Annotated in this window: 21 protein-coding genes; 11 read left to right on the top strand and 10 right to left on the bottom strand. The window is 61.2% G+C overall.

What is annotated here, in order from left to right:
• Positions 1–46: 46 nt before the first annotated feature.
• From LVD12_RS10860 to LVD12_RS10840, 5 genes are all read left to right on the top strand, one after another.
• Positions 47–691 (top strand): TetR/AcrR family transcriptional regulator, encoded by a 645-nt coding sequence (locus tag LVD12_RS10860; RefSeq protein WP_237067733.1) that lies wholly within the window; start codon positions 47–49, stop codon positions 689–691.
• Entirely contained in the window at positions 688–1,458 is a 771-nt protein-coding gene (locus LVD12_RS10855) for an enoyl-CoA hydratase/isomerase family protein (protein WP_237067732.1), read from the top strand. The genes LVD12_RS10860 and LVD12_RS10855 overlap by 4 nt, the downstream gene beginning before the upstream one ends.
• A 61-nt stretch (positions 1,459–1,519) precedes the next feature.
• A complete protein-coding gene (locus LVD12_RS10850) occupies positions 1,520–3,046 on the top strand; it encodes an acyl-CoA synthetase (RefSeq protein WP_237067731.1) in 1,527 nt (508 codons plus the stop codon).
• Positions 3,027–3,446, top strand: a complete 420-nt coding sequence (locus tag LVD12_RS10845; protein WP_237067730.1) for a MaoC/PaaZ C-terminal domain-containing protein — start codon at positions 3,027–3,029, stop codon at positions 3,444–3,446. The genes LVD12_RS10850 and LVD12_RS10845 overlap by 20 nt, the downstream gene beginning before the upstream one ends.
• A complete protein-coding gene (locus tag LVD12_RS10840) occupies positions 3,443–3,823 on the top strand; it encodes a hotdog domain-containing protein (protein ID WP_237067729.1) in 381 nt (126 codons plus the stop codon). The genes LVD12_RS10845 and LVD12_RS10840 overlap by 4 nt, the downstream gene beginning before the upstream one ends.
• Before the next feature lie 70 nt (positions 3,824–3,893).
• On the opposite strand, the gene LVD12_RS10835 is transcribed toward LVD12_RS10840, so the two are convergent.
• From LVD12_RS10835 to hutC, 7 genes are all read right to left on the bottom strand, one after another.
• Entirely contained in the window at positions 3,894–4,514 is a 621-nt protein-coding gene (locus LVD12_RS10835) for a response regulator (protein WP_237067728.1), read from the bottom strand.
• 52 nt (positions 4,515–4,566) lie between these two features.
• A complete protein-coding gene (locus LVD12_RS10830; RefSeq protein WP_237067727.1) occupies positions 4,567–5,355 on the bottom strand; it encodes a 3-hydroxybutyrate dehydrogenase in 789 nt (262 codons plus the stop codon).
• A gap of 142 nt (positions 5,356–5,497) precedes the next feature.
• Positions 5,498–5,815 carry a hypothetical protein gene (locus tag LVD12_RS10825; protein ID WP_237067726.1) on the bottom strand — a complete coding sequence of 106 codons (318 nt, stop codon included), beginning with the start codon at positions 5,813–5,815 and terminating at the stop codon, positions 5,498–5,500.
• 93 nt (positions 5,816–5,908) lie between these two features.
• A complete protein-coding gene (locus LVD12_RS10820) occupies positions 5,909–6,223 on the bottom strand; it encodes a hypothetical protein (RefSeq protein ID WP_237067725.1) in 315 nt (104 codons plus the stop codon).
• Between the two features lie 186 nt (positions 6,224–6,409).
• Complete coding sequence (hutH, locus tag LVD12_RS10815; protein ID WP_237067724.1) at positions 6,410–7,960, bottom strand: histidine ammonia-lyase; 1,551 nt, start codon at positions 7,958–7,960, stop codon at positions 6,410–6,412.
• Between the two features lie 151 nt (positions 7,961–8,111).
• Positions 8,112–9,788: a urocanate hydratase gene (gene hutU / locus LVD12_RS10810; RefSeq protein ID WP_237067723.1), complete on the bottom strand. Its 1,677-nt coding sequence runs from the start codon at positions 9,786–9,788 to the stop codon at positions 8,112–8,114.
• Positions 9,789–9,910: 122 nt separating this feature from the next.
• Positions 9,911–10,705 carry a histidine utilization transcriptional repressor HutC gene (hutC, locus tag LVD12_RS10805; protein ID WP_237067722.1) on the bottom strand — a complete coding sequence of 265 codons (795 nt, stop codon included), beginning with the start codon at positions 10,703–10,705 and terminating at the stop codon, positions 9,911–9,913.
• A gap of 353 nt (positions 10,706–11,058) precedes the next feature.
• Between hutC and hutI the strand changes: the two genes are divergently transcribed.
• Entirely contained in the window at positions 11,059–12,288 is a 1,230-nt protein-coding gene (gene hutI, locus LVD12_RS10800; RefSeq protein ID WP_237067721.1) for an imidazolonepropionase, read from the top strand.
• Entirely contained in the window at positions 12,272–13,228 is a 957-nt protein-coding gene (gene hutG, locus LVD12_RS10795; protein WP_237067720.1) for a formimidoylglutamase, read from the top strand. Before hutI ends, hutG begins: the two co-directional genes overlap by 17 nt.
• An 81-nt stretch (positions 13,229–13,309) precedes the next feature.
• Here hutG and LVD12_RS10790 read toward each other — a convergent pair whose 3' ends face one another.
• On the bottom strand, positions 13,310–13,732 hold the full coding sequence (locus tag LVD12_RS10790; protein ID WP_237067719.1) for an organic hydroperoxide resistance protein: 423 nt from the start codon (positions 13,730–13,732) through the stop codon (positions 13,310–13,312).
• A 134-nt stretch (positions 13,733–13,866) separates the two neighbouring features.
• On the opposite strand from LVD12_RS10790, the gene LVD12_RS10785 reads away from it, so the two are divergent.
• The 3 genes from LVD12_RS10785 to LVD12_RS10775 all read left to right on the top strand — a co-directional run bounded on the left by LVD12_RS10785 (position 13,867) and on the right by LVD12_RS10775 (position 16,568).
• Positions 13,867–15,564, top strand: a complete 1,698-nt coding sequence (locus tag LVD12_RS10785) for a phytoene desaturase family protein (protein WP_237067718.1) — start codon at positions 13,867–13,869, stop codon at positions 15,562–15,564.
• 86 nt (positions 15,565–15,650) lie between these two features.
• Entirely contained in the window at positions 15,651–16,163 is a 513-nt protein-coding gene (locus tag LVD12_RS10780; protein WP_237067717.1) for an amidohydrolase family protein, read from the top strand.
• Positions 16,164–16,169: 6 nt separating this feature from the next.
• Entirely contained in the window at positions 16,170–16,568 is a 399-nt protein-coding gene (locus LVD12_RS10775) for an amidohydrolase family protein (RefSeq protein WP_255771882.1), read from the top strand.
• A 198-nt stretch (positions 16,569–16,766) separates the two neighbouring features.
• Here the strand turns inward: LVD12_RS10775 and LVD12_RS10770 are convergent, their stop codons facing one another.
• On the bottom strand, positions 16,767–17,318 hold the full coding sequence (locus LVD12_RS10770; protein WP_237067716.1) for a hypothetical protein: 552 nt from the start codon (positions 17,316–17,318) through the stop codon (positions 16,767–16,769).
• A gap of 335 nt (positions 17,319–17,653) precedes the next feature.
• Here LVD12_RS10770 and LVD12_RS10765 point away from each other — a divergent pair, with 335 nt between their 5' ends.
• Positions 17,654–18,034, top strand: coding sequence for a VOC family protein (locus LVD12_RS10765; protein WP_237067715.1), 381 nt, complete (start codon positions 17,654–17,656; stop codon positions 18,032–18,034).
• 71 nt (positions 18,035–18,105) lie between these two features.
• Here the strand turns inward: LVD12_RS10765 and LVD12_RS10760 are convergent, their stop codons facing one another.
• The gene (locus LVD12_RS10760) at positions 18,106–20,451 is read right to left on the bottom strand and encodes a Tex family protein (RefSeq protein WP_237067714.1); all 2,346 of its coding nucleotides are present in this window, start codon (positions 20,449–20,451) and stop codon (positions 18,106–18,108) included.
• Positions 20,452–20,674: the final 223 nt, after the last annotated feature.

The following is a 20,674-nucleotide window of genomic DNA, read 5'->3' as shown; positions in this document are numbered from 1 at the left end:
CGTAACATGAATACTGATTCAGGTTTCATAAAGAGAGCAGAGCACCATGACGGATGCCGTCTCCATTCCCGCAGTCGCCGGTAGCGGCCCTGGTGTGCCCAAGACCGCCCGTGGCGAGCGGACCCGCGCCCGTATTCTCAAGGCGGCGGAGGAGACGTTCGGCACACTTGGTTATCACCGCGCGGGCATAGCCGACATCACCCGGGCTGCCGGTGTCGCTTCCGGGACCTTTTACACCTACTTCGCCAGCAAGGAGGAGACCCTGCGCGAACTGGTGCAGGAGATGGGGCGCCGCTTGCGCGCGCACCTCGAGCAGGAAACTGCCGGTGCACGGGATCGGCTGGAGGCAGAGGAGCTGGGTTTGCGCGCTTTCCTCCAGTATCTGTGCGACAACCCCGCACTGTATCGCGTGCTGCAGGAAGCGCAGTTTGTCGATGAGTCCATTTACCGCCATTACTACGAGTCTTTTGGCGAACGTTATATCCGGATGCTGGCCGGGGCCACGGACAGGGGCGAAATCCGCCCGGGTAACGATGAGGTGCGGGTCTGGGCCCTGATGGGGATTTCGAACTTCCTCGGTCTTCGTTATGCCCTGTGGGAAAAGGAAGCCCGCTTTGATGAGATCGTGGCGACGGTTTCCGACCTGTTGCGCAATGGACTGGCCTCTGGCGGCGGCAGGGAAAACCGGTGAAGACCGCAAACGTGCTCTATGAGCTGGAGGATGGGATAGCCACCATCACGCTCAATCGTCCCGAGCGCCACAATGCCCTGGTGCAGCCGCTGCTGGATGAGCTGCGCGAGGCACTGGCCCGTTGCCGGCAGGACAATCCGGCGGCGCTGGTGCTCCGCGCGGAGGGTCGCTCCTTTTCCAGTGGTGGTGATGTCGCTGCTTTTTACGAGGTGGCCCGGGGAGAGCGGCGCGCCTACGCCACGCGGCTTGTGGGCGCGCTCAACGAGGCGATGCTCGACCTGCTGCGCCTGCCAGTCGCGACCGTGGCAGCGGTACACGGCATGGTTACCGGTGGATCGGTCGGGCTGGTACTGGCCTGTGACATTGCTGTGGCCGGCCCCAACACCCATTTCGCCCCCTGGTACACCGCCGTTGGTTTCAGTCCGGATGGTGGCTGGACGGCGCTGATGCCGGAGCGCATCGGTCGCGGTCGCGCGCTGGATGTGCAGCTTACCAATCGCCATATCGAGGCCGTGGAAGCCCTGCAACTGGGATTGGTTCAGTACCTGGAGGAGGACGGCGATGTGTCGGCCAGGGCCGTCAGACTGGCGCGTCAGGTGCGTGACGCAAAGCGCGTCAGCGTCCGCAACACGCTGGCCCTGACGCGTCCCGATGTGAATCGGGTGGCCGCGGCGCTGGAGGTCGAACGGCGACACTTTCTGGAATTGATCGACAGTGAGGAAGCAGACCGTGGCATGGCAGCCTTTCTCGGTCGCGCTAAACAGTAATCATTGCCCGGTTGCCGTGGTGGCCACGATCCCCGGGTAGATAACAATAACGGAGACTCCCATGGAAATGTTCGACCTGCTCGCGCAGCGCGCGCGGGTAACGCCGGATCTGCCGGCACTCGAGGACCTCGACAGCGGTGAATGCTATGACTACCGCCAACTGAACGAGCGCGCGTCACGCCTGGCGGCAGCCGCGCGCGAGCACTGGGGCCTGCAGGATGGCGACCGGCTCGCCTACCTTGGCCACAGCCGCGCGGAATTTTTCGCCATGCTGTTCGGCTGTGCCAAGGCCGGTCTGATCCTGGTGCCGCTTAACTGGCGCTTGGCGGAGCCGGAGCTGGAAGTGTTGCTGGATGACTGTGATCCCCGTGCGTTGATCTTCGGTGGCGAATTCGCCGAGGTGGCGGCCCGTCTGGGCAACCGCTGGGACACAATGACCCTGGTGGCCCTCGACGGTGCCGCTGCGGGGCAGCGCGATTACCACCAGGATCTTGCCGCCAGCACGCCGGACCTCAGGCCGCACGCAGAAAAGAGCCCGGACACGCCCTGGTACCTGCTTTACACCTCTGGCACCACCGGACGCCCGAAGGGGGTCATCCAGACGTTCCGCATGATGCTGGCGAATCACCTGAACGTCGGCCTCGCAGTCAACCTGACCAGCGATGATGTGCTGTTGAACGTGCTTCCCCTGTTCCATACCGCGGGCATCAACCTGTATTCGTCTGCGGTGTTGCTGGTGGGTGGCTGCGTGCTGGTATCGCGCAGCTTCAATCCGGACCAGGCCCTGCAGGTGCTACAGGACCGGGCAACCATCTTTTTCGGTGTACCGGCCGTGTACCAGGCGCTACTGGATCACCCTGAATTCGACGGCGAGAGGCTCAAGCGCGTGCGCTCCTGGGGCTGTGGCGGTGCGCCGTTGTCGCTGCCCGTTGCAAAACGCTATGCCGATGCGGGCATTCGCATCCGCACCGGTATGGGCATGACAGAAACCGGTCCTACGGTATTTCTGCTCGATGAGGAGCTGGTGCTCGACAAGGTTGGCTCCGTGGGTCGCCCGCAGTTGCTCACCGAGGTGCGCATCGTCGACCGCAATGGAAACGATGTTGCCGATGGCGAACCGGGCGAGTTGCTGATCCGCGGCCCGAATGTCACGCCCGGTTACTGGAACCGACCGGATGCCACTGCGGAAGCGATCCGGGTCGATGGCTGGCTGCACAGCGGTGACGTGGCCCGCTGTGACGAGGATGGCTGCTACTACATCGTCGACCGCTGGAAGGACATGTACATCTCTGGCGGTGAGAATGTTTATCCGGCCGAGGTAGAGCAGGTGCTGGAACAGCACCCAGCCATTGCCGAGGTCGCAGTAGTCGGCATGCCCGACGAGCGCTGGGGTGAAGTCGGCAAGGCTTACTTCGGCCTGAAACCCGGTGTGCCCGCACCGGAAGAAGATGAGCTTCGGGCGTTCTGCCGGGCGCGCCTGGCAGGCTACAAGGTGCCCAAGGCATTCCAGGTGCTGGCCGCCCTGCCACGCAATGCCCTGGGCAAAGTGATCAAACAGGAGTTACGCGATGACGCAGCCAGAAACTGAGGCGCAGCCGGGGCAGACCCTGCAAAAAATGCAGCGGGAGTTTGTCCTGACCCAGGAAGACTTCAACCGCTTTGCCCGCCTGAGCGGGGACCACAACCCCATCCATGTGGATCCGGAATACGCTGCAGGTACCCGCTTCGGAGCCACTGTCTCCCACGGCATGCTGTTGTTTACCGTGCTGCGGGGCATGATCGAGGCGTATTATCCGGGCGCAAGGCTGCAAAGCCAGGACCTCAAGTTCCCGGCGCCCACCTATACCGATCAGCCGATCACGGTCACCCTTCTGGTCGAGGCGGGACAGTCGGGTCGCGTGGAACTGGTGACACAGATTACCCAGCAGGAGCGGTTGTGCCTGGATGGCCGCTGTTGTGTAGCGCTTGCTGAGGAGTTGCCGCGATGAACAAGAACCTGCCCCGTTTCGATGCCCTGCGCCTCGACGACCGTGCGTCCGTGACACGCAGTTTTGACCGGCAGGCCCTGCGGGAGTGGTGCCAGCTGGCGCATATCGAGGGCGACTGGCCGGAAGTGCCTGAACCCCTGATCGCCGGGCTGTTTTCCTACCTGCTGGGTGAGGAGTTACCCGGACACGGCACCAACTACCTGAAGCAGCACATGCAATTCCATGCTCCCGCAAGGGTAGACGAGCCTCTCACCGCGACGGTCACCGTCACCCGCCTGCGCGATGATAAGGCGCTGGTCAACCTGGAAACCCGCTGCACCGGTGAAGGTGGACGGCTGATCTGTGAGGGAGATGCACTGGTGCTGTTCCAGTGCTGAAAGGCGGGTCTAGGGTACTTCAGCAGTAAGCCTGTGCGGATATTAATATCCGCACAGGCTTACCGTCACTTCAAAGCTGGGTCAGCACCTGGGCCTCGCGGATCAGCTGCTTGCGGTCACGGAGCTCCAGCTTGCGCAGGATCGCGGTGACATGACTCTTGACCGTGGGCTCGGTGATGTCCAGCTCGAAAGCGATCTGCTTGTTCAGCAGGCCCTGGGCAATCATCTGGAAGATGCGCAGTTGCTGCGGCGTCAGCCGTGACAGGCGATCGGCCAGCTCACTCCCTGCCTCTTCCTCCAGCGCCTCCGCGCTGAAATATTCCTCGCCGTCGAGGACGCGCTGGATGCAGTCGATGATTTCTTCCGGGCGGGCGGTCTTGGAGAGAAATCCGCTGGCGCCGAAGCCGGCGGCCTGGCGGATCACGCTGTTCTTGTCGCTACCGGAGACCACCACCACCGGCACCATCGGGAAACCGTTGCGAATCTGTGCCAGCCCGTTGAAGCCCTCGCTGCCGGGCATATTCAGGTCCAGTAGCAGCAGGTCGATTTCATGCTCATCGAGTCGGGAAAGGGTGGAGGCGAGGTCTTCACTCTGCAGGAGATCGCAATCCGGCAGCTTGGCACTCACCGTAGTGGCGAGCGCCTCGCGGTAGAGAGGATGGTCGTCGGCAATCAGCAGTTTGTAGTTCACAGCGCGCTTCTGGGTGATGAATGGATGCCGACTGTGCCGGCATCCGCTCATGCTACTGCGCGCTCCAGCCTCCGTCTACCGGCAGGGAGGCGCCGGTAATGGTGGTCGCATGCTCACCACACAGGTAATGCACCAGTGAACCGATGGCATCGGGCTTGGTCGCTTTCGCGATTGGCTGCTTGGCCCCGATCAGGCGTTTCTGGGCCTGTTCCAGGTCGATGGATTCTTCCTGTGCGATGCGCTCGATCTGTGGCTGGATCAGCGGTGTCTCCACCCAGCCGGGACAGATGGCATTGACGGTGACACCGTAGTCGGCATTTTCCAGTGCCAGTACCTTGGTCAGGCCGATCAGGCCGTGCTTGGCGGCACAGTAGGCAGCCTTGTGTTCTGAAGCCACCAGGCCGTGCACGGAAGAAATATTGATGATCCTGCCCCAGCCGCTCTCGCGCATGTTCGGCAGCAGCTCCTTGCTCAGGTAGAACGCGGAACTCAGGTTGATGGACAGGATACGCTGCCACTGCTCGCTGGGGAATTCATGGGCCGGGGCAGTGAACTGCACGCCGGCATTGTTGACCAGTGCGGCCGGGTGCCCCAATGCCTCGCGGCTATCGGCTACCAGCTGGGCACAGCCCTCATCGCTGCTGATATCGGCACTGCTGAAACCACAGAAAATCCCGTAGCGCTGCTGGAACTCTTCGATGAGCGCCGCACCTTCGCTCGCCGTGGCGAGGCCGTGCAGCATGACTGGATATCCGGCCTCGGCCATGCGCCGGGCAATGGCAAGACCGATACCGCTTGTGGATCCGGTTACCAGGATGGGTTGATCTGAATTGCGCTGCACTTGCACCCCCCGCGGCTGCTTTCATCAAAGACCCCGCGCCTGTGGCACGGAGCCTTCCTGCTCATTTTTTCAAAATCGTAGCAGCGGTGGGGGGCGTGGTCTGTATGACCAAGGTATGAAGCTGTGAGCTCACCCCGAGGCATCAGCGCCGCGGACGGTGCGCACCACCGTGATGGGGGCGGTTGTAGTGCGGACGGCCATGATACCGGTGATGGCCACGGTAATGGCGGTGACCGCGGTAGTGGTGGTGGCGATAGTAGTGACGATACCGCGGATGGTGCCGGTAACGATAGTAGCGGGGCGAAGAGTAGTACAGGTGCACGCTGCTGGACGGATAGTAATAGGGGTAGCTGGAGTAATAGCTCCCGCCCGAGTAATAGCCGTCCGAGGCGCAGGCGCCCAGGGTCAGTGCGGTGCAGACCGTAACAGCGATCAGCCCGGTTTTGAGAGTTCTGTTCATGACGTTGTCTCCGGTTGGTCTCTCCTCGGATCACGGCATTCCCTGCGGCACCGGGGTGTCGCTCGCCAGGGTTCGTATCGAGGTATCGCTACCTCAACGGGGTCTGGGTCGGGCCGGTAGTGGGCGCGGCCTGACGTGTTGATGGGGTGGTCGATGGTGGTGGGGGGGCCGGTGGTGGTAGTGGCCGTGACGCGGCCGGTAAACACCGCCCACAAAGTAGTAGTTCGCGTGACGAACGTTATGGCAGACACCGCTCGGGTGGCAGTGATAGTAGCGGCCGCCAACACGGTAATAACCGTCACGGGAACTGGATGAATAGCCGGATTCGGCACATCCCGATGATGCCAGTGCAGCGGCAATGGCCAGTGAGGAAGCTATCCCCCACAGGCTGCGGGGCAACGATTTCATAAATGACCTCCACGCCCTTCGGCGGGTACAGCGTCTATTGAAAGCGTAGCAGTCTTGGCGCACTTTTCATTTTTTTCGTCCCGAGAATGGGACCGCTTTGAGCACTGCAACTGCAGGGACAAAGCTTAATGTCGCGGGAGCGTTACCCCCACCCATGTGGTTTGCAGCGTGGGGGTAAGCGATATATCAGTCAGCGCTAGGAAGAAGTTCAGTGGTGAGAAGTTCGCGATATACCGCGCTGGCCAGCAGCTGCTTTGCCTGCTCGATATCCGGGGCGAAGTAGCGGTCCTTGTCGTAGAAGGAAACCCGTTTCCGTAATTCTGCTTTTGCTTTCTCCAGTTTTCCGGTGGTCTTCAGCGGTGCTCGGAAATCCAGGCCCTGGCAGGCGGCTAGCAGCTCGACCGCCAGTATGCCGCTGGTATTGTCAGCCATGTCGCGCAGGCGGCGGCCGGCAAAGGTGGCCATGGAGACATGGTCCTCCTGGTTGGCACTGGTGGGCAGCGAGTCCACGCTGGCCGGGTGTGCCAGGGACTTGTTCTCACTCGCCAGCGCGGCGGAGGTGACCTGGGCGATCATGAAGCCGGAATTGACCCCGCCGTTTTCCACCAGGAAGGGCGGCAGACCGGATAGGTTGGTGTCGATCAGCAGCGCCATGCGCCGTTCGGACAGTGAGCCGATCTCTGCGATTGCCAGTGCCAGGTTGTCGGCCACCATGGCGACCGGTTCCGCATGAAAGTTGCCGCCGGAGATGATGTCGGAATTCTCCGGGTTTTCTTCGTCGGTAAAAACCAGCGGGTTGTCGGATACACCGTTGGCCTCTGCCAGCAGGACCTCGGCGGCGAAGCGGATCTGCTGCAGGCAGGCACCCATCACCTGGGGCTGGCAGCGCAGGGAGTAAGGGTCCTGCACCTTCTCGCAGAACTGGTGTGACTCCCCGATCTGGCTGCTGTCACCCAGCAGGTCGCGGAAACTCGCCGCCACTTCGCGCTGGGCTTTCTGGCCGCGCACCGCGTGGATGCGGTCGTCAAACGGCCGCCGGGAGCCCTTGGCGGCCTCCAGGGTCAGGGCGCCGGTGACAATGCCGCCGGCAAACAGATCCTCGGCGGCAAAGAGCCCCAGCAGGGCAAATGCAGTGGAGGCCTGGGTACCGTTGAGCAGCGCAAGGCCTTCCTTGGGGGCCAGTACGATTGGCTCGAGGCCCGCTTTTTTCAGGCCGTCGCTGGCGGGCTTGCGCTCGCCGTTGATGAATACCTCGCCCTCGCCCAGCAGCACCACGCTCATGTGCGCCAGCGGTGCCAGGTCGCCTGAGGCACCGACGGAGCCCTTTTCCGGAATTGCCGGGAATACCTCCGCGTTGACAAGCTGCATCAGCGCTTCGATCACCTGCGGGCGCACGCCGGAAAAGCCCCGGGCGAGGGAGTTGATCTTGAGCACCATCAGCAGGCGCACGGTGGCCTCATCCATGAAATTACCGGTCCCTGCCGCATGGGACAGGACGATGGCGCGCTGCAGATTTTCCAGGTCATTCTTCTCGATACGGGTATTGGCCAGCAGACCGAAACCGGTATTGATGCCGTAGACGGTGCGACCTTCACTCAGTACCTGGGCAACGGTTTTTGCCGAGGCTTCGATGGCCGGGTAGGCATCTTTCTTCAGGGAAAGCTGCACCGGCTCGCGTGCCACGCGGCGGAGTTCTGCCAGGCCCAGCTGGCCGGGGTTGATTTCCAGTTTGTACATAAACTTTTTCACCGAAAATAAATTCTTTGGTTTCCTATCACGCCGGCGCAGGCCGGTTACCAGCATCAAAGTGCCAGATGTTCCTCTGGCACTTTCTCTGGATCCCGGATCGGGTCCGGGATGACGACATAAGCAATGGCTGTATCGCCAATCAGTCTTTCAGCATCGGCAGGTCCAGCCCCTGCTCCCGTGCACAGTTTTTGGCAATGTCGTAGCCGGCATCGGCGTGGCGCATCACACCGGTGGCGGGGTCGTTCCACAGCACACGCTCGATGCGCTTTTTCGCCGCTTCGGTGCCGTCACAGACGATCACCACGCCGGAGTGCTGGCTGAAGCCCATACCCACACCGCCGCCGTGGTGCAGGGAAACCCAGGTGGCACCGGAAGCGGTATTCAGCAGCGCGTTGAGCAGCGGCCAGTCGGAGACCGCATCGGAGCCATCCATCATGGCCTCGGTCTCGCGATTGGGGCTGGCGACGGAACCGCTGTCCAGGTGGTCGCGGCCGATCACCACCGGGGCTTCCAGCTCGCCGCTGGCCACCATCTCGTTGAAGGCCAGCGCCAGGCGTGCGCGGTCCTTCAGTCCCACCCAGCAGATGCGCGCGGGCAGACCCTGGAACTGGATGCGCTCGCGGGCCATGTCGAGCCAGTTGTGCAGTTGCGGATTGTCCGGAATCAGCTCCTTCACCCTGGCATCGGTCTTGTAGATATCTTCCGGGTTGCCGGACAGGGCGGCCCAGCGGAACGGGCCGATACCCTCACAGAACAGCGGGCGGATATAGGCGGGGACAAAGCCCGGGAAGTCGAAGGCGTTTTCTACCCCTTCCTCGAACGCCATCTGACGGATGTTGTTGCCGTAATCCAGCGTGGCCGCGCCGCGATCCTGCAGGTCCAGCATGGCCTGCACCTGGATCGCCATGGATTTCTTGGCTTCCTTCACGACAAGGGCTTCGTCCTGCTTGCGCATCTCGGCGGCCTGCTCCATGGTCCAGCCTCTGGGGAGGTATCCATTCAGTGGGTCATGGGCGGAAGTCTGGTCGGTGACTACATCGGGCTCGATGCCGCGTTCGACGATCTCGGGGAAAATGTCGGCGGCGTTGCCGAGCAGGCCAACGGAAATTGCCTCGCCCCTTTCCATCGCCCCATTGATGATCTCCAGCGCCTCGTCGAGGCTGGTGGCTTTTTTGTCCACATAGCCGGTGCGCAGACGGAAGTCGATGCGGGTCTCGTCGCACTCAACGGCGATCATGCAGAAGCCGGCCATGGTCGCCGCCAGTGGCTGGGCGCCGCCCATGCCGCCGAGTCCACCGGTGAGGACCCATTTACCCTTTGCTTCACCGTCGAAGTGCTTGCGGGCTACCGCGGCAAAGGTTTCGTAGGTGCCTTGCACAATGCCCTGGGAGCCAATGTAGATCCAGGAGCCGGCGGTCATCTGGCCATACATGGCCAGCCCTTTTTTATCCAGTTCGTTGAAGTGCTCCCAGGTAGCCCAGTGCGGCACCAGGTTGGAGTTGGCAATCAATACACGGGGAGCATCGGCGTGGGTCTTGAATACGCCCACCGGCTTGCCGGACTGCACCAGCAGGGTTTCATCCTCCTCGAGGCGTTTCAGCACTTCGACGATCTTGTCGTAGCATTCCCAGTCCCGTGCGGCACGGCCGATACCACCGTAGACCACCAGGTCTTCCGGGCGCTCGGCCACATCGGGGTGCAGGTTATTCATCAGCATGCGCAGCGGCGCTTCGGTGAGCCAGCTCTTGGCGTTCAGCTTGGTGCCGGTCGGTGCCGCAATCTTGCGGCTGGGGTCGTGACGTTTGTCTGTGGCCATGTTGTCCTCGCCAAATATCTTGTAAAAACTCCGTCATTCCGGGACGCGCCCGGAATCCAGAAACCCCTGCGCCAGAGTCTGGCACTGGATCCCGGTCTGCGCCGGGACGACGATGAATGGGGTCAGAATCTCAGTTGGGCGCCCAGGCGGTAGCGGTTGCCCGGATGGACCAGGCGGGCAAAGCTGACCACGCCGGTGCTGCTCATGGTGCGCCGCCAGATCTGCAGGCAAGCATCTCCCGCAGCGATCTCGAGCGCGCGGGCGATCTGCTCATCGGCGGCAATGGCCTCCACCGTGGTGTCCACTTCCGTCAGCGGTGCCACCGCGGAGAGATAGGCATTGGGTGTGGAGACGGAGAAATCCTGCTGCAGATATTCAGGTGCGAGGCGCGGATTGGTAAATCGCTCCTCCCACTGGATCGGCAGGCGGTTGTCGCAGTGCACGATCAACGAGTGAAACACCGCTGCTCCTTCTGCCAGTGCCAGGGCGCGGCTCACCGCCGGCGATGCGGCGGTTTCCTCCAGGCACAGGATGCGGCTGCTATAACTGTGACCGCGGGCAGAGACTTCGTCGGCAATGTTGCGAATCTCCAGCAGCGATCCCGCCGGCACGGGTTCGGCGACAAAGGTACCCAGTCCCTGGCTCCGCATCAGTACTCCCTCATCGGTCAATTCACTGAGGGCCCGGCGGGCAGTCATGCGGCTTACCTGGAATTCCTCGGCCAGCTGATTCTCCGAGGGCACGCGGGTATTCACGGGCCAGTCGCCGCGCTCGATACGGTCACGGATATGGCGCTTGATGGCCGCATAGCGGGGCTCATGGCCCTGCTCCGGCCTTTGGTGCCCCTGGGCCGGGATCTGGTTGTCCCGGGCTGAGGGCCTGGTATCCCCGGATGAAGGCTTTCTTGCAGTATTCATGGACTTCTGTAGAGTCTCAATCTTGGTTGTATATGCCTGTATATACAAATGGTGTGGCTACTATGTTGCCCGTTGCCGGGCCTGTCAAGGCGGCCGGTAAAGTCCTGCGGGGCCTGTTGGTCGTCTGCCGCCCTGGCCGGTGCCCGAAGCCGGTGCCCGAAGCCGGTGCCCGAAGCCGGTGCCCGAAGCCGGTCGCCCTAATTGGTAGGGCCGCAGGGGCGGGATTGCCAGCCCGATTGCTCCGCACAAATCCGCTCGACAATTACTCGAGCGACTATGGTTAGAAAAAGGAAAACCGCGCCGCCCTGGAGCCTGAGGTTTCTTGCGCGAGAATGCCGGGAACAAGAGAACCCATGACAGAACGCTGTGACCTGCTGATTACCAATGCCAATGCCGCCACCATGGATCCGTCGATTCCGGGCGGCTACGGTGCCATCGAGGATGTGGCGATTGCCGTGACCGGCGGCCGCATCGTATGGATTGGGCCCCGCCAGGAGCTGCCGGATTGTGCCGCCGATGAGACCGTGGACGGCGAGGGTTGCTGGGTTACGCCGGGGTTGATCGACTGCCATACCCACCTGGTCTACGGCGGCCACCGGGCATCGGAATTCGCCCGCCGTCTCGGCGGCGAGAGTTACGAGGAGGTGGCCCGCTCCGGCGGTGGCATCCTGTCCACTGTCCGCGCCACCCGCGCTGCCAGCGCCGAGCAGCTGTACCGGGCCGCAGAGCCGCGCCTGCAGGCGTTGCTCGCCGAGGGCGTTACCACGGTGGAGGTCAAATCGGGTTACGGACTCGAGCTGGACACGGAGCTCAAGCAGTTGCGTACGGCCCGCCGACTGGCCCAGCACTACCCGGTGGAGGTCGTCACCACCTGCCTCGCAGCCCACGCCCTGCCGCCGGAATACGATGGTCGTGCCGATGAGTACATCGACCTGGTGTGCGACGAGATTTTGCCGGCGGTGGCCAAAGAACAGCTTGCCGATCAGGTGGACATGTTCTGCGAGTCCATCGCTTTTTCCGTCGAGCAGTGCCAGCGGGTCATCGAGCGGGCGCAGGAGCTGGATCTGCCGGTCAAGGCGCACGCCGAACAGCTGAGTCGCAGCGGTGCCACGGCCATGGCGGCCAGGGCGGGTGCGCTGTCGGTCGACCACGTGGAATACATTACCAACCTGGATGTGGCCGCCATGGCCGAGAACGGCACCGTGGCGGTGTTGTTGCCCGGCGCCTTCTACACCCTGAAAGAAACCCAGCTGCCGCCGATAGAGTCACTGCGGGCGTCCGGTGTGTGCATGGCCCTGTCCACCGACCTCAATCCGGGCAGCTGCCCCATCGCCTCGCTGCGGCTGATGATGAACATGGGGTGCAACCTGTTCGGCCTGACGCCGGCCGAAGCCCTCGCCGGCGTAACCCGCTCGGCGGCCCGCGCGCTTGGCCTGTGCTGCTCCCGCGGGGTATTGCGAGCAGGGCTGCGGGCGGACATGGTGCTGTGGCCCATGGAGACCCCGGACCAGCTGGCATACGAATTCGGCGCCCTGAAACCGGCCCAGATTTACTTTGGAGGCAGACATGTTACAGCTGGCTGATATGCGCCTGTGGAGTGGCCGCACCGATCGTGAAGACGGTAAGGCCGGCGAGCGCTGGCACCAGCGCATCACGCCACTGCAGCTCGACAGTGCACCGGGCCTGGCGATTCTCGGGTTTGCCTCCGATGAGGGCGTGCGTCGCAACAAGGGTCGCATCGGTGCCGCCAAGGGCCCGCGTATCCTGCGTATGGCGATGGCCAACCTGCCCGCCACCTTCGGCACCCCGCTCTACGATGCGGGTAACGTACGGGTGGAGAAAGAGGATCTGGAGTCGGCCCAGTCCCTGCTCGGTGCCCGGGTCACGGAGTTGCTCAGCGACGGGCACTTCCCGCTGGTGCTGGGTGGCGGCCATGAAATTGCCTTCGGCAGCTACCAGGGCGTCGCCCGCTGGATGCGTGAGCAGCAGCGGGAAAAGACCCTCGGCATCGTCAACTTTGATGCCCATCTGGACCTGCGACTGCCGAAGCCCAAGGGGTCATCGGGCACGCCCTTCTACCAGATCGCCGAACAGTGCGAGATCAACGGCAAGCCGTTCAATTACCTGTGCGTCGGTGCTTCCGATGCCGCCAACACGCCTGCCCTGTACAACCGTGCCGATGAGCTCGGCGCCAGCGTGATCCGCGACCGGGAAATTACGCCCTGGGCGCTCGACCAGACCCAGAAGCGTATCGCCGACTTTATCGGCGGGGTGGATTTCGTCTATCTGACCGTCTGCCTGGATGTCTTGCCGGCAGCCGTCATGCCTGCGGTCAGTGCCCCGGCTGCACGCGGCGTACCGCTGGAGTTGCTCGAGCCCCTGCTGGATACGGTACTGGAGTCCGGCAAGGTCTGCCTGGCCGACCTGGCCGAGTTCAATCCGTACTTCGATATCGAAGACCACGGTGCCCGCACAGCGGCGCGGATCGCCTTCCAGGTCGCCAACGGGGTGACGGGCCACTGACCTCCTGCCATACCTTTCGCCATTTCGCCATCATCCATCATGTAGTGGCGAGACATATGGGGAGGCTCGGACGGACCTGCATCAGGTGTCGATATGCAAACGCACGTCCACATTGTTGCGGGTGGCGTTCGAATAGGGGCAGACCTCGTCGTGGGCGCGGTTGGCAATTTTCTCTGCATCGCCCTTGTCCATACCCGGCAAGTTGATGTGCAGGTCGATATCCAGGCCAAAGCCCTTGCCTGCGGGGCCGATACCCACCTCTGCACGCACGCTGACACCATCCGGCACGTCGATACTCTCTTTGTCTGCGACGAATTTCATTGCGCCGATAAAGCAGGCGGCATAGCCGGCGGCGAACATCTGCTCCGGATTTGTGCCCTTACCGCCGTCACCGCCCATCTCTTCGGGCACACTGAGATCAACCTCCAGTCTGCCGTCATCGCTCTTGGCTTTGCCGTCCCTTCCGCCGGTGGCTGTAGCAACTGCCGTGTAAAGCGCCTTCATGTTGGTCCCTGTCATCTGGCCTGAATCGAGGGAAAAGTGTAGTCGAGGTCAAGCCCCGCGAGCTGACTGGTAATTGCGCACGGCCCGGGGTGTTATTAAAGTGGCAATCAGAATAATTAAAAAAAGGTTCTGACATGCCGGATCGGGATATTGCTACATCCAAGCCAACACGCCGCCCGCACACTCGTGTGGGCAGGCGCTACCGTCCGAACCGGCTCGAAGGTCCCTACGATGCCATCGTCATCGGCTCCGGCATCGGCGGGCTGACCACGGCAGCGCTTCTGAGTACGGCCGGCAAGAAAGTACTGGTGCTGGAGCAGCACTATACCGCCGGGGGCTTCACCCACGCCTACGAGCGCAATGGCTATGAATGGGATGTGGGGGTGCATTACATCGGTGATGTAGGCAGCCATCCGACCATGACCCGCAAGCTGTTCGATTTCCTCTCCGGCGGTCAGCTGCAATGGACGCCAATGGACAGCACCTACGACCGTATCTGTATCGGCGACGAGCAGTTCGATATCCGCGCTGGGCGGGAGCAGTTTATCTCCGGTTTACTGGAGCACTTCCCCGGAGAGGAACAGGTCCTGCAGCGTTACCTGCAGCGAGTCTCAGCCGTTGGTCGTGCCATGCGTTTATTGACGCTGGAAAAAATCCTGCCCGGGTGGTGCGCGCCGCTAATTTCACTGTGGAAAAAATGGCGGCTGCCGGATTATCTCAACAGGACCACCTACGAAGTCCTGCGTGAGCTGACCGATAACGAAAAGCTCATCGCGGCGCTGACCGGCCAGTGGGGCGATAATGGCATGCCGCCGAAACAGGGCAGCTTCATCATCCATGCGCTGATCGTGAAGCACTATCTCTATGGTGGCTATTATCCGGTGGGTGGCTCCAGTGAGATCGCGGCCACCATTGTTCCGCAGATCCAGGCCGGTGGTGGTGAAGTCTTCACCTATGCCGAGGTGGATACCATCCTCATGGAGGGCAATCGCGCCAGTGGCGTGCGCATGAAGGATGGCACTGAGATCGCCGCGCCTGTCGTCATCTCCAGCACTGGCGTCTTCAACACCTTTGAAAAGCTGCTGCCCGAGAGCGCGACGGAGCAGGCCGGTTATCACCATGACCTGGCACAGGTGCAGCCCTCGATGTCTCACCTGTGCCTGTATATCGGCCTGCAACAGACGGCAGAAGAGCTCGGGCTGCCCAGGACCAATTACTGGCTTTACCCGAGTGAAGATTACAGCGCTGATATCCAGCGCTTCCTTGACGACCCCGACGCGGAAATCCCGCTGGTGTATATTTCATTCCCGTCGGCCAAGGACCCGACATTCTGCAGGCGTTACCCCGGCCGGGCCACCATAGAAATCGTGGCTCCCGGCCCCTATGCCTGGTTCGAGCAGTGGCAGGACAAGCCCTGGGGTAAACGAGGGCAAAGTTACGAGCAGCTCAAGGAGCGTTTCAGTCAACGCCTGCTGGAGCATCTGTATCGGCACTTCCCGCAGCTGCGAGGAAAGATTGATTACCACGAGCTGTCCACGCCGTTATCGACCCGACACTTCTGCTTTTATGAGCGTGGGGAGATTTACGGACTCGACCACGACCCCGGCCGTTTCCGGCAACAGTGGCTGCGCCCCGGGACTCGCATCAAGGGGCTCTACCTGACCGGGCAGGACATCATGAGCTGTGGCGTGGCCGGGGCGATGTTCGGTGGCATGCTGACCGCACAGGCAATACTCGGGTGGCGGCGCGGTGCCCTCCTGTTGAAAAAAGTATTCGGCAATTCCGCAAAGAACCGTGGAGATGTGAGCGGACGGCTGGTGAGGTCTGCCTGAAGCCACAATTGATTCAGCCCGGGGCTACAGAGGGTTTTAGTGCTCCGGGTCATTCATCAGGAACAAGAAAGTCAGGGATGAAAACCATGACAACAAGCCTGATAAATCGTGCATTTCTGGGCTGCATTGTCGCATTGGCCACTCCGGTGAATGCAGCTGACAGGACGCCGATTATTGATATGCACCTGCACTCGTACACCGTGCGCGAGCCCTATCAACAGAATCTACTATTGGACTTTGTTTCTCCCAGTTCCAGCTCGGCACTGCAGGTGTTAACGCTCGCTGCCCTGGAGCAGCACAATATTGTTCTTGCAGTGACTGATGGTCACGAACTGCAAGAATACCGGCAGGAAGCACCGGGGAGGATTCTGCCGGGCTGCGGGATCAGCGGCAGGGACAGTGTCTCTACCCTGCGCGAGCGCCTGCAGAGCGGGGAGTGCTGGGTGCTGACCGAGTCGAGGCCTCAGCGCAGGGGAATTGCCATCGATGCACCCAGGATGGAGCCTTATTTTTCCCTGGCAGAGGACTTGGATGTTCCTGTCGGGGTGCACATGGGGATATTACCCCATGAGGCGGTCTGGCGGCCGACTATCCCCTAGCGGGACCTGACTCTCAACAATCCTGCCAGCTTGCAGCAGGTGTTGGAGCGCCACCCGGACCTGCGGGTTTATGTCACCCATTCGGGTTGGCCGATGCTTGAGGAGATGCTGGCACTGATGGAGGAGCACTCACAGGTCTATGTCGATGTGGCAGGGATCAACTGGTCGTTGCCACGGGAGGTTTTCCACCAGCACCTGCGCGAACTGGTAGAGGCAGGCTTTGTCGACAGAATCATGTTTGGCAGCTGCCAGATGCTCTGGCCGGATGCCATAGAACTCTCCATCGAGGCGATCGAGTCGGCACCATTCCTCACGAAAGAGCAGAAACGCAAGATCTTCTACGGTAATGCGGCCCGTTTCCTGCGGCTCGAACAAGAGCTGATTGAGGGGCACCATCGACGATGAATAGTGCAGGCCTCGTTCAAGATGTCAGCAGCAAAGCTTGTTGTTCTTTTTGAGGCATCAGGAAAAGAAGGTCAGGGCGGACACATTCTGTGTCGTCAAGTTTGGAGCTTGCCTGAAAAAAATACCAGCTCGCCAGGGCAAGCTGGTTACACTGATTACTTCAGTCCGGTGAAGTGGCAGGCATGTCCAATAGGAAAGTTATATGCCGAGTATCATCCGGAATTTACCAGCAGTGGTGCTGGGCGCTTCTTTCAGGCGGATGTACCACTTTGAATTATTCTTGGCCACGCGCTCGAAATCTTCCCCCGTAGTGCCCTGAATGCTGACTTGATACGCTACGACACCGTGTTCGCTGTCCGTCATGCTGATTTCGGTCACTGTGATGGATGATGAGTTCAGTATTTCGAATGTTTGAGGGCTCATTGCGGCAACGAGCTGATTCAGTCGAGCAAATACTTCGGTTCGACTCAAATCCTTGCGACTTCCATTATCAGTGTCTCCAAAGAAGTGGTCTGCAAAGGCTCGTACCTGCGGATTACTGCTCTGGCCGGCCGTGAGAAATAGAGGTAACAGCTCCTCTTTGAGTAACTCGAGGTCGGATGGGAGGATATATTCGGCGGCAGCAATAAAATCAGTGCCGGAGTAAGCATCCCAATACCCCTGCATACGATCAGTGATTTCAGCATTGTTGGCGAATGCCGGAGTCCAGTGGAGGAGGAAAATCAGGGCAAGGATTGATCGCTTTATCATTATTTGCAGTCCATTAATTTGATTTTGCTTGAGTGCGGCCGGCCGACATTTTGGTGCGAGAATGCCTGTACGGCTTTTAATCGCCTTTCCGGGGTTAGCCAGTAGTTGAATATCTTTGGCTATTGCTGCCTGTGTGGCAAAAATTTGGCTGAGATTGGCGGATTTTTTTTCATCTGGTGTTGGATCGGCAAGGATCCGCTCAAAAAATGACTTGCTTGTGCCGATTGCAACAGATTCAGAGAACAGACTAATATCCAGCTTTTCGTCAGATTTTATGGCTTCGGGTGGCGTGGCTGGGGTGCGCCAATGTGAAGTAAAGAAAGAAGGAAATGTACATGTTTAGTCACGTGATGGTCGGCGCCAACGACGTCGAAGAGTCAAAGAGATTTTACGATGCGACCCTAGGGGCGCTGGGGTACAAGGCGGGCTCGATGGATCCCAAGGGGCGCTGTTTCTATTTTGGCAATGGTGGTGTCTTTGCCATTACCAAACCCATTGACGGTAACCCGGCCTGCCACGGCAATGGCAGCACCATCGGTTTCGCGGCCGAGAGCCCGGAAGCGGCAGATGCCTGGCATGCGGCGGGGCTGGCCAATGGTGGCAGCGAGTGCGAGGACCCGCCCGGCGTGCGCGAGGGCTCGGGTATGAAACTGTACCTGGCCTATCTGCGCGACCCGGCCGGCAACAAGGTTTGTGCCATGTACCGGATGCCCTGAGGCCGGACTACTCGGAACAAAAACAAGAAGGGCGATCCGTGGATCGCCCTTCTTGTTTTGCGGTGCCGGCTTTATTTCTTGTTTTTCATCGCCGCCATCAGCAGGTCACCCATACTGCCCTGGCTCTTGCCGCCACCCTGTTGCTGGCGGTTGCGATTATTGTGACGGCTGGCCTGGCGGCTCTCGCGGTGATCGCCCTTCTTGACACCGCCACTACCCTGCTCACCGGGTTCATCGGAGAGGCGCATGGACAGGCCGATGCGCTTGCGCGCCACGTCCACTTCCATCACCTTCACCTTGACGATATCGCCGGCCTTGACCACTTCGTGTGGATCCTTGACGAACTTCTCTGACAGGGCGGAGATGTGTACCAGTCCGTCCTGGTGCACGCCGATATCGACGAAGGCACCGAAGTTGGTGACGTTGGTGACAGTGCCTTCCAGCACCATCCCGGGTCGCAGGTCCTTGATCTCTTCCACCCCCTCCTCGAACTGGGCGGTGCGGAATTCCGGACGCGGGTCGCGGCCGGGTTTTTCCAGCTCGGCGATGATGTCGGTCACTGTGGGCACACCGAATTTTTCATCGGTATAGTCCGCCGGATTCAGTTTGCGTAGGAAAGTGGAGTCGCCGATCAGGCTGTTGATCTCGCGGCCACTCTTCTCGGCGATGCGCTTCACCACCACGTAGGCTTCCGGGTGCACGCCGGATTTGTCCAGCGGGTTCTCGCCATTGTTGATACGCAGGAAGCCGGCGGCCTGCTCGAATGCCTTGGGGCCCAGGCGCGGGACTTCCTTCAGCTGGTCGCGGCTCCTGAAGGCACCGTTCTGGTCGCGATAGGTAACGATGTTTGCAGCAATGGAATTGCTGAGGCCGGATACCCGCGCCAGCAGCGGCGCGGAAGCGGAGTTCAGTTCGGCACCGACGCCGTTTACACAGTCTTCCACCACTGCGTCCAGGGAGCGCGCCAGCTGCGTCTGGGAGACATCGTGCTGGTACTGGCCGACACCAATGGACTTGGGTTCGATCTTCACCAGTTCTGCCAGCGGGTCCTGCAGGCGGCGGGCGATGGAGATGGCACCGCGGATGGTCACGTCGAGGTCCGGGAATTCCCGCGCGGCAAATTCGGAGGCGGAGTAGACCGAGGCGCCGGCCTCATTGACCATCACCTTCTGTGCTTTCAGCTTGTACTGTTTGATGGTCTCGCCGACGAACTTGTCGGTCTCGCGGCTGGCGGTGCCATTGCCGATGGCGATCAGGCCCACGTCGTATTTCTCGCTCAGGGCGGCGATCACGGCGGCGGATTCCTGAAGACGGTTCTGCGGTGGGTTGGGGAAGATGGCGGTGTGGTCCAGCAGCTTGCCGGTGGCGTCCACCACGGCCACTTTCACGCCGGTGCGCAGGCCCGGGTCGAGGCCGATGGTGGCTTTCTGGCCCGCGGGCGCGGCCAGTAGCAGGTCCTTCAGGTTGCGGGAAAAGACTTTGATGGCCTCTTCCTCGGCTTTTTCGCGCAGCTCACCCATCAGGTCGGTTTCCAGGGTGGTCAGCAGCTTGATGCGCCAGGTCCAGCGCACCACCTCGCCCAGCCATTTGTCCGCCGGACGGCCCTGGTCAGTGATATCCACGTGTCTGGCGATCATGGTCTCGCAGGGGTGGCCGGCGGTGGCGGGGCGCTCTTCGTCGTCCTCCAGGCCGATGCTGATGGCGAGAATGCCTTCGTTGCGTCCGCGGAAAATAGCCAGGGCGCGGTGGGAAGGTACTTTGGACCAGTCCTCGGCGTAGTCGAAGTAGTCGCGGAACTTGGCTCCTTCCTCTTCCTTGCCGTCCAGCACGCGGGATTTCACCTGTCCGTCGCGTTTGAGGAAGTCCCGCAGTTTGCCCAGCAACTCGGCATCCTCGGCAAAGCGCTCCATCAGGATGAACTTGGCTCCGTCAAGAGCCGCCTTGATGTCCTTGACGTGCAGGGACGGGTCCTCGTTGTCCGTATTCAGGTACTGCTGCGCCTCCTCTTCCGGGTTCAGTGCCGGGTTGGCATAGAGGGCATCCGCCAGCGGCTCCAGGCCGGCCTCGATGGCAATCTGGCCCTTGGTGCGGCGCTTGGGCTTGTAAGGCAGGTAGAGGTCTTCGAGGCGGTTCTTGGTGTCCGCCGCATTGATCTGGTTCGCCAGTTCCGGCGTAAGTTTGCCCTGATCGTCGATGCTCTTCAGGATGGTGGCACGGCGCTCTTCCAGTTCGCGCAGGTAGCGCAGGCGCTCTTCCAGGGTACGCAGCTGGGTGTCATCCAGGGCGCCGGTTACCTCTTTGCGGTAGCGGGCGATAAACGGGACGGTGGCGCCTTCGTCCAGCAGGGCGACGGTGGCGGACACCTGTTGCGGGCGTACGTTGAGTTCTTCGGCGATTCGGGCGTTGATATCCAGCATTTTATTTTCTTACATCCGTTCTGCGGAGGGTACATCTTGCCCGGCGACTGTGGATGGCGCCGCCGGTGAATTCAGGAGAGGCATTATGCGGGAGCCGCGCGCTGCGAGAAAGGTTTGCGGCGAACTGCAGCCCCCTGCGACGACCTGCACCCGAAAGCGCTTTTTTTGTTGCTGAACTCCAGTAGAATGCGCAGCTAGTCAAAATTTGATCACTTTTGGGTCC

It is taken from the genome of Microbulbifer guangxiensis (genome assembly GCF_021729075.1).
Lineage (GTDB): Bacteria > Pseudomonadota > Gammaproteobacteria > Pseudomonadales > Cellvibrionaceae > Microbulbifer > Microbulbifer guangxiensis.
This window is presented reverse-complemented; position numbering and strand designations above follow the sequence as displayed.

Excerpts from the sequence above, each read along its gene's own strand:
- LVD12_RS10860 (WP_237067733.1), top strand. The coding sequence starts at position 47 with ATGACGGATGCCGTCTCCATTCCCGCAGTCGCCGGTAGCGGCCCTGGT.
- LVD12_RS10785 (WP_237067718.1), top strand. The coding sequence starts at position 13,867 with ATGCCGGATCGGGATATTGCTACATCCAAGCCAACACGCCGCCCGCAC.
- hutI (WP_237067721.1), top strand. The coding sequence starts at position 11,059 with ATGACAGAACGCTGTGACCTGCTGATTACCAATGCCAATGCCGCCACC.
- LVD12_RS10820 (WP_237067725.1), bottom strand. The coding sequence starts at position 6,223 with ATGAAATCGTTGCCCCGCAGCCTGTGGGGGATAGCTTCCTCACTGGCC.
- hutH (WP_237067724.1), bottom strand. The coding sequence starts at position 7,960 with ATGTACAAACTGGAAATCAACCCCGGCCAGCTGGGCCTGGCAGAACTC.
- LVD12_RS10790 (WP_237067719.1), bottom strand. The coding sequence starts at position 13,732 with ATGAAGGCGCTTTACACGGCAGTTGCTACAGCCACCGGCGGAAGGGAC.
- LVD12_RS10780 (WP_237067717.1), top strand. The coding sequence starts at position 15,651 with ATGACAACAAGCCTGATAAATCGTGCATTTCTGGGCTGCATTGTCGCA.
- hutG (WP_237067720.1), top strand. The coding sequence starts at position 12,272 with ATGTTACAGCTGGCTGATATGCGCCTGTGGAGTGGCCGCACCGATCGT.
- LVD12_RS10845 (WP_237067730.1), top strand. The coding sequence starts at position 3,027 with ATGACGCAGCCAGAAACTGAGGCGCAGCCGGGGCAGACCCTGCAAAAA.
- LVD12_RS10850 (WP_237067731.1), top strand. The coding sequence starts at position 1,520 with ATGGAAATGTTCGACCTGCTCGCGCAGCGCGCGCGGGTAACGCCGGAT.
- LVD12_RS10825 (WP_237067726.1), bottom strand. The coding sequence starts at position 5,815 with ATGAACAGAACTCTCAAAACCGGGCTGATCGCTGTTACGGTCTGCACC.
- hutC (WP_237067722.1), bottom strand. The coding sequence starts at position 10,705 with ATGAATACTGCAAGAAAGCCTTCATCCGGGGATACCAGGCCCTCAGCC.
- hutU (WP_237067723.1), bottom strand. The coding sequence starts at position 9,788 with ATGGCCACAGACAAACGTCACGACCCCAGCCGCAAGATTGCGGCACCG.
- LVD12_RS10765 (WP_237067715.1), top strand. The coding sequence starts at position 17,654 with ATGTTTAGTCACGTGATGGTCGGCGCCAACGACGTCGAAGAGTCAAAG.
- LVD12_RS10770 (WP_237067716.1), bottom strand. The coding sequence starts at position 17,318 with ATGATAAAGCGATCAATCCTTGCCCTGATTTTCCTCCTCCACTGGACT.
- LVD12_RS10840 (WP_237067729.1), top strand. The coding sequence starts at position 3,443 with ATGAACAAGAACCTGCCCCGTTTCGATGCCCTGCGCCTCGACGACCGT.
- LVD12_RS10760 (WP_237067714.1), bottom strand. The coding sequence starts at position 20,451 with ATGCTGGATATCAACGCCCGAATCGCCGAAGAACTCAACGTACGCCCG.